6 protein-coding genes are annotated in these 6,882 nt (G+C 48.0%); 2 read left to right on the top strand and 4 right to left on the bottom strand.

Going from position 1 to position 6,882, the window contains the following annotated elements; translation table 11 throughout:
* Positions 1 to 871: 871 nt before the first annotated feature.
* Both FT643_RS19865 and FT643_RS19860 read left to right on the top strand, forming a co-directional pair.
* A complete protein-coding gene (locus FT643_RS19865) occupies positions 872 to 1,030 on the top strand; it encodes a YqaE/Pmp3 family membrane protein (RefSeq protein ID WP_156873157.1) in 159 nt (52 codons plus the stop codon).
* Between the two features lie 222 nt (positions 1,031 to 1,252).
* Positions 1,253 to 1,627, top strand: coding sequence for a DUF2845 domain-containing protein (locus FT643_RS19860; RefSeq protein WP_198043734.1), 375 nt, complete (start codon positions 1,253 to 1,255; stop codon positions 1,625 to 1,627).
* Here the strand turns inward: FT643_RS19860 and FT643_RS19855 are convergent.
* From FT643_RS19855 to FT643_RS19840, 4 genes are all read right to left on the bottom strand, one after another.
* Positions 1,624 to 2,106, bottom strand: a complete 483-nt coding sequence (locus FT643_RS19855; RefSeq protein WP_156873155.1) for a GreA/GreB family elongation factor — start codon at positions 2,104 to 2,106, stop codon at positions 1,624 to 1,626. The genes FT643_RS19860 and FT643_RS19855 overlap by 4 nt on opposite strands.
* 87 nt (positions 2,107 to 2,193) lie before the next feature.
* Positions 2,194 to 2,487 carry a YebG family protein gene (locus tag FT643_RS19850; RefSeq protein WP_156873154.1) on the bottom strand — a complete coding sequence of 98 codons (294 nt, stop codon included), beginning with the start codon at positions 2,485 to 2,487 and terminating at the stop codon, positions 2,194 to 2,196.
* A gap of 163 nt (positions 2,488 to 2,650) precedes the next feature.
* Positions 2,651 to 5,734 (bottom strand): efflux RND transporter permease subunit, encoded by a 3,084-nt coding sequence (locus tag FT643_RS19845; protein WP_156873153.1) that lies wholly within the window; start codon positions 5,732 to 5,734, stop codon positions 2,651 to 2,653.
* A complete protein-coding gene (locus FT643_RS19840; protein ID WP_156873152.1) occupies positions 5,734 to 6,882 on the bottom strand; it encodes an efflux RND transporter periplasmic adaptor subunit in 1,149 nt (382 codons plus the stop codon). Before FT643_RS19840 ends, FT643_RS19845 begins: the two co-directional genes overlap by 1 nt.

Here is a 6,882-nt window from a genome sequence, read left to right as displayed (position 1 = left end):
GTTTTAATGCCTTTGGCCGCTTCGCGTGCCAGGGCTTCTAGGGTGTCTTTGTTCATAACTGCTTATCCTTGCCATCTCTGACGTTGATGATAAGCAGTTACACAGATTTATCTACAGTCTCCCTCGTTGGCCAGGTGTTCATCCAACTCGGCCTTCACGCAGGGCTTTGAGGGCGGCTTCCATATCGAATGTTGGTTTGGTCATAGGTCATCTCTTTTGGTCTAATGATAAAGAAATGACACAGAATTCTGAACACTAACGCATTGACATCTGCCCAGCAAGCTTATGAGGGCAGCACGGTAGTCGGGCATGCATTTTCGAAGATCCCAAGCCCGCACTGCGGGCTTTTCTTTATCCGATATTTATTCCCCTTAGCCGCAGCCTGTCGCTGCAATGACTGCTTGGCCTGATGCTTGAGTATCAATCCTTCCAATACACCTTGGACCAGCAGCTTGTCTTCTTCATCAAACTGACAGATCGCCTCAAATTGCAGCCTTATTGGGTGCTGACATTCTCACAATGCTGAATCTGGTGATATGTACCTCTAGCTTCTCAGCTAAAACCTTTTGAGTCAGTTTGCGTTCTTTACGCAGCCTACTAAACGTTCCGGGAGATCCACAGCGATAAATCACTCCTGTAAATTTGCTGTATGCAATATAGCGTATGTGCGGGTGTAAATTAGGCCATCGATATACATTGGATTTGCTTTGCGGTTGCAAATCGCATGAGCAGATATCTTATCGCGTTGGTCATTGCGTTGTATTTTCGCTTGAACTTTTTCGGGTTGATTAAATCAAAAAAGCGTGACTATAGTACGTGGGTTCTATGTCGTAATAAGTCCGATTCACTGGAAGGAAATAAGGAGCAATAAATGGATTTGATCAGAATTATAATTGCCATTCTATTACCACCCTTAGGCGTGTTTTTGCAAGTCGGTTTCGGAGGTGCCTTCTGGTTGAATATTTTATTGACTCTGTTGGGTTATATTCCCGGTATCGTCCATGCAGTTTGGATCATTGCTAAACGCTGAATTAGGTGTCCATTCCAAAGGGGAACCGCAGTTGTAGGCGCGGTCGATGGGACGCCAAGTCTATGAGCGGTAACAAGTTTTTCCCCTGCACCGATTACCTCTAAACCACCTTACTTCCAAGGAATAATAATCACTCCAAAATCAGGTACAGTATTTGGGGTGATTATTATATTCTGTGGTGTCATATAGGTATGTTAATGATTCTGCATGAGGCTAAGGGATATGAGTTATTTCAATACTGGCGTGTTTTTGCTGCTGGCTTGTGCCACTGCTTCCAGTGGTGCGCATGCCGCCATGCGTTGCGATCGTAAATTGGTGGATATCGGTGCATCCGCTTATGAAGTCACGAGTAGGTGCGGTAACCCTGTATATCAGGAGGTCATCAGGGAAGAAGTAATCGGAGTTAAAAATAGCCGGTTGCAGGCGTCCAGTGAAGTTAACCCCAGGGGTGTCACTGTTGATTTACAAGAAATTGAACCGGTCTATAGAGACATTGAGCGTTGGACCTATGATCAGGGTTCCGGACAATTTCTTCGGGAAGTGGATTTCTATAACGGTAAAGTGATCGAAATCCGAACCAAAGACCGGGGACGTTAACTGACTGCAACAATATCGTAGACTTTTAAATCTGAGCCGATAGCAACCGCAATAGAATCCCCTTCGAAGCTACCCAAGAGTTTTTGGCCTAACGGAGAACTGATAGAGACCATGGAGATGTTTTTGCCTTCTATGGATACCGTTAGTCCTCCGGCCACAGGACCCAATAGCACGATTTTTTCGACCTGGTTCTGATCTTCGATCACTACCAATGCCCCCTGAATAATCGAAGATGACGCGTCCAGGTTTGGTAAGTTCAGGTTGTTCAATGATAGAAGATCAGATTGATATTGTAAGACACGCTGTGATTGGCCATGGGCAAGATAGGCGGATTCCAGGCCAAATGTGTCGTATTTATTTTCGGCAGTGCTTTCAGTATGAGTGGCCGTAGCATGTGCATCTTCCGCTGCTTTTACAGCATCGTTATACACGTTGGTCATTTCATTCAGAAAGGATTGATAGATCTGAGCCTTATCCACTAATGGTCGCCTGAATTTTAAAACAAGGGTTAAACAAGGCTCAGATTATAGCGTTGAAAATAAAACCCGTTAAGTCTTAGATGATCTTCAGGATTTAGCGGGCAGGGCTGTTACATTGGATTCCTGATTGTCGGACTCGTCACTGATTTCGAGAAGGGCTTCTGGTTTTCCTTTGCAGGCGCTCATTACGGAATCTTTGTTTTTAGCTAACAGCAAGCCGATATTTTCGGCCTCGGCTTCACTGATACCAGTGCTTTGAGTCTTTAGGAATTCTGTAAAATGTTCTGCCAATTCAAGCATTTTATCGTAGGCGTCAGCCTCTTTTTTATCTGTAAACATACTGCCATCCCGATCGCATTTCCACATTACCACTACAGCCATAAATCACCTCGAACCTTTTATCTTGAGCGGAATTAAATCCGGCATTTAAACCGGTCGAGCCCGCCTCTGAATCCTAGTAACAAGACTCGGGGGGCCATTAGCACTACCGGAACTGTATATAAATACAGATTTAATGGCAAGGGAATATTAGTAAGGGTCTTGATTATGCGTTATCAAGAACGCCTTCCTGCTCCCCGGGGAGTGGATGCTCCTGTTTTATTTTAGATGGCTTATTGTAGCCGGCTGGCGCTAGCCAAAGGTAAACGGACGGCAAAATGAACAGAGTGAACAGGGTGCCGATAGCCATGCCCGCTACCAATATAATACCAATGCTATTGCGCGCTTCAGCACCGGCCCCGGTGACCAAAACCAGTGGAAAATGTCCCAGCACGGTGGCTGCTGTGGTCATGAGTACCGGGCGTAATCGCAGGGATGCTGCCGCGCGGATAGCCTCAATTTTATTCATGCCGGCGATCTGCTGTTCATGGGCAAACTCGGTAATCAATATTCCGTTTTTGGCAATCAGCCCCACCAGGGTTATAAAGCCGATTTGTGCATAGATGTTTACCGTTGTCAGGCTCAGAAAACTAAACAGCATCGCACCGGATAAAGCGAGCGGAACGGATCCCAGCAAGACAACCAGGGGCAGCCGGAAATTATTGAACTGGATGGACAGAGCGAGATACACAACAATTATGGCTATGACCAGCACGGACAACATGCTGTTGCCTTCTTTCCTGAGTTGTCTGGACACACCGGCGTAATCCACGGAGTAGCTGGTCGGAAGCAAGTCTTTTGCCGCCAGCTCCAGCGTTTCAAGTGCCTGGCCGTTGGTAGTGCCTGGCAGCACACCGCCGTAGACGCGAAAGGATTTCTGTTGGTTAAACGTGCCCAACTCTCTGGGGCTGACCCTGGATTCCAGCTCGGCTATTGCTCGCAGTGGTATTAATTCCCCATTCGGAGTGCGGATGGAAAGATCCAGCAACGCTGACGGAGTGTTGCGGGACTGATTTTCAACCATGGGAATAACCCGGTAAGCTTTACCATTGGCATTAAATCGGTTGGCATCCATTTCGGCCAGGAATGATGAAAGTTGTGCGCTGACATAATTAACATCCATCCCCAAATCAGCAATGCGATCGTGGTTGAAGCTGATCTGAGTTTGCGGCAAATTTACTTTCAGGTCGGTGTCCACGAACATGAATTTACCACTTTGATAGGCCGCATTTACCAGTTGTTTGGCAAAGCTTTCCATCGTCTGGTAGTCATCCGGGGATTGCACCACCATCTCAACATCAAATTGTCCGGCGGTTGGCAGGCTTGGAAACAGTATGGGGAAAACTCTCACACCGGTGATCGCAGATAGCTGTCCATAAACCGAGGGTAGGAGTTCTTGTACTGATTGTTCGCGCTGGTCAAAATCAACAAATTCAATGCCACCGAATCCACCATTGGGTGAAATAATCTGCCATACCATATTCAATCCTGGCGTGGTTTTCTCTATCAAGTCAATCACGTCGTGCATATAGTCGTCGGTGTATTCCACCGATGCTTGTGGCGGAGATTCGATGATGATGTTAATGCTGTTCTGGTCTTCAATCGGTGCCAGCTCCTTGCCGGAAAACAGATAGAACGGTACCACAAGCAGTGAGATAAACAGAGCGAACACCAATATCTGGTTGCGCCAGGCGAAGCTTTTTACCAGCAGTGTTTCGTAGCGGCTTTTAAGCGCATCAAACCAGCCGTTAACACGTTGGGTCATTTTACTTTCTCGACCGTAATCTGCGCATACCCAGGCGCTCATAATAGGAGAAAGTGTGATAGCCACGATACCAGAAATAATTACTGCAATGGCCAGCGTAAACGCGAATTCTTTAAAAAGGCTGCCAGTAAACCCGGAAACGAAACCGATGGGGGTATACACGGCTGCAAGAGTAAACGTCATAGCGATAATGGGGGAGAGCAGTTCTCTTGAGCTCACCAATGCTGCATCGAACCGGGTGCGTCCTTCTCGCAGGTGCCGGGCGACGTTTTCAACCACGACTATGGCGTCGTCTACTACCAGGCCCACCGATAAGACAACGGCCAGAATGGTTAGCAAGTTGAGTCCGAAACCCATCAGATAGATTACGGCGATGCTACCCAGAATGGACACCGGTATGGCGACCAGTGGAACCAGGGCGGTCCTGAATGAGCCCATTAGCAGCAACACAACCAAACCGACTAATAAAATGGTTTCAAACAGCGTGGTAAAAATTTCTTTTAACGACTCTCTCATGTAGATAGTGCCGTCGTATCCGGTGTGGATGGATAGCCCTTTTGGAAGTGTCTCGTTGATCGCGGCTAGTCGTTTATAGACTTCATCTCCGATGGCGATTTCGTTGGCACCCGGCAACGGCCAGATCGAAATATAGAGTGTGGTTTTCTGGTTGTAACGTGCCGCGATGGTACCCCGGGTTTCCCCCATTTCGATACGCGCGACGTCGCCAAGCCGGATCACCACGCCGTCTTTATTGGAGATCACAAGCTGCTGAAAGTCCTCTACGGTTGCGAGGGTTGCATTACTCAATAAATTGATTTGTTGACGGCTGTTTTCGGTTTTGCCCATGGTGGCAATCACATTATTCGAGCGGATGGCATTGATGATCTCATCGGCACCGATATTCAGTGCCGCGATCTTATCCGGATCAATCCAAACCCGCATGGCCGGTGAGCGCCCCCCTTCCAGGCCGACCCTTTGTACGCCTTTAATAGAGGCGAATTGAGGGTTCACTTGCCGTTCCATATAATCAGTCAATTCTGAACGGGACCATTCTTCGCCCCGAACATCCATATAGAAGAGCGCTGCAGGTCGGTCGGCGCGGACGACTTCTACCGCGGGGTCTTCGGCGCCATCCGGCAATTCGTAGCTGATTTGCGCAAGCCGGGCCGACAGCTCTGCCAACGCGCGAGTACTGTCTTCATTCAATTCGAGCCACGCTGTCACTTCACTGAGGCCGGCGCTGGTGCTGCTTTCGACATAATCCACCCCCGGTATTGTCATAGCAGCCCGTTCAATCGGCTCAGTGATAAATCCTTGAACCACTTCGGCGGATGAACCCGGATAGGAGGTCGTGATAACCAGTGAAGAGCTTTCAATTTGGGGAAATTGAAGTACTGGTATTTTCATCGCTGCGTAACCGCCAGCCAGTAATAATATAACGGATATAACAATCGCCAGAACCGGTCGTTTTACGAAAATATCCATTACAAGCTATCCTGCTCAATAGCTGGTGGCTGGCTATCAGAGGCCACACCGCTGGTTATTTCCTGCCTTTTGCGGCTGAAAACCAATAACCCCTCGTGTAACTTAAACGCACCGGCAGCCGCTATAAGATCACCTGCTTTTACACCAGATTCAATGACCGCTTTTTCATTCTCTATTGCTTTCACTTTTACTTGCCTGCGATTAGCCCGAAAGCCTTTGTTTTCCTTATCCTCTACTAATAGGAAAACGAATTGTCCCAGCGGATCTTGTTGAATCGAAACCGAAGGTATCTCCAACAAGGCTTCTTCGTCGTCTACCGGGACCTTCACATTCACCATAGTGTTTGCGGTTAGTTGATTGTCGGCGTTCGGCACTTTTGCGCGATACGTCCGGCTGCGGTTGATCGATTCGATGATCGTGTTTTCAGCGAACACGGTTGCAGTACCCTGAATCCGGCTATTGGCGTGGCCGATGGTAGTAATTTCCAATTCCGTTCCCGGTAATAACCGGCGATAAAATTGAGGGACTTTAAAATCAACCCAAATAAAATCCTTGTCGCTGATCAAGGTTGTGATGAAGGTGTTGTCCATCAAAAACTGACCCACCTCGAAATCGTGCAGTCCGGCTTTACCATCGAATGGGGAGCGTAAGGTTTTTTTCTCAATGGTTCGTTTTAGGGCTTCCATCTCCGCGACTGAGGTTGAGAGGTCTGCTTTGGCGCGGTCAAGCTGATCTTTGCTAGCGGCTTTGGAACGGAACAGGTCTTCGGATCGCTTGTAAACGGATTGGGCTAATTCAGCACGAGCCTCGGCGGCTTCAAGATTGGCGGTTTCTACTGATGTATCCAATTGCAGCAGCACTTGTCCTTTAGCGATCGTAGCCCCTGACTGAAAATTCACTTCTGCGATTTCACCCGCCAATTCGTTACGCAGATCCAGCCGTTGAGGCGCGACCATTTCGCCAATGACGCGAATAGTGGGTGTGAAATTTACGGTTTGCACAACCGCTTCTTCCACCGATTCCGAGTGCTCAGGGAACGATTCCCCGAACGCGATCGCTGCGCGAATTTCTGTTACTTTAAAATAAGCCAAAGCTGCAAACACTATAATGCAGCTCAGCAACGTTATGCCCCATTTACGCAAATTCAT

The organism is Ketobacter sp. MCCC 1A13808, from assembly GCF_009746715.1.
Taxonomy (GTDB): domain Bacteria; phylum Pseudomonadota; class Gammaproteobacteria; order Pseudomonadales; family Ketobacteraceae; genus Ketobacter.
Note: the sequence above shows the minus strand (reverse complement) of the source record. Positions and strands in the feature narration are given on the sequence as shown.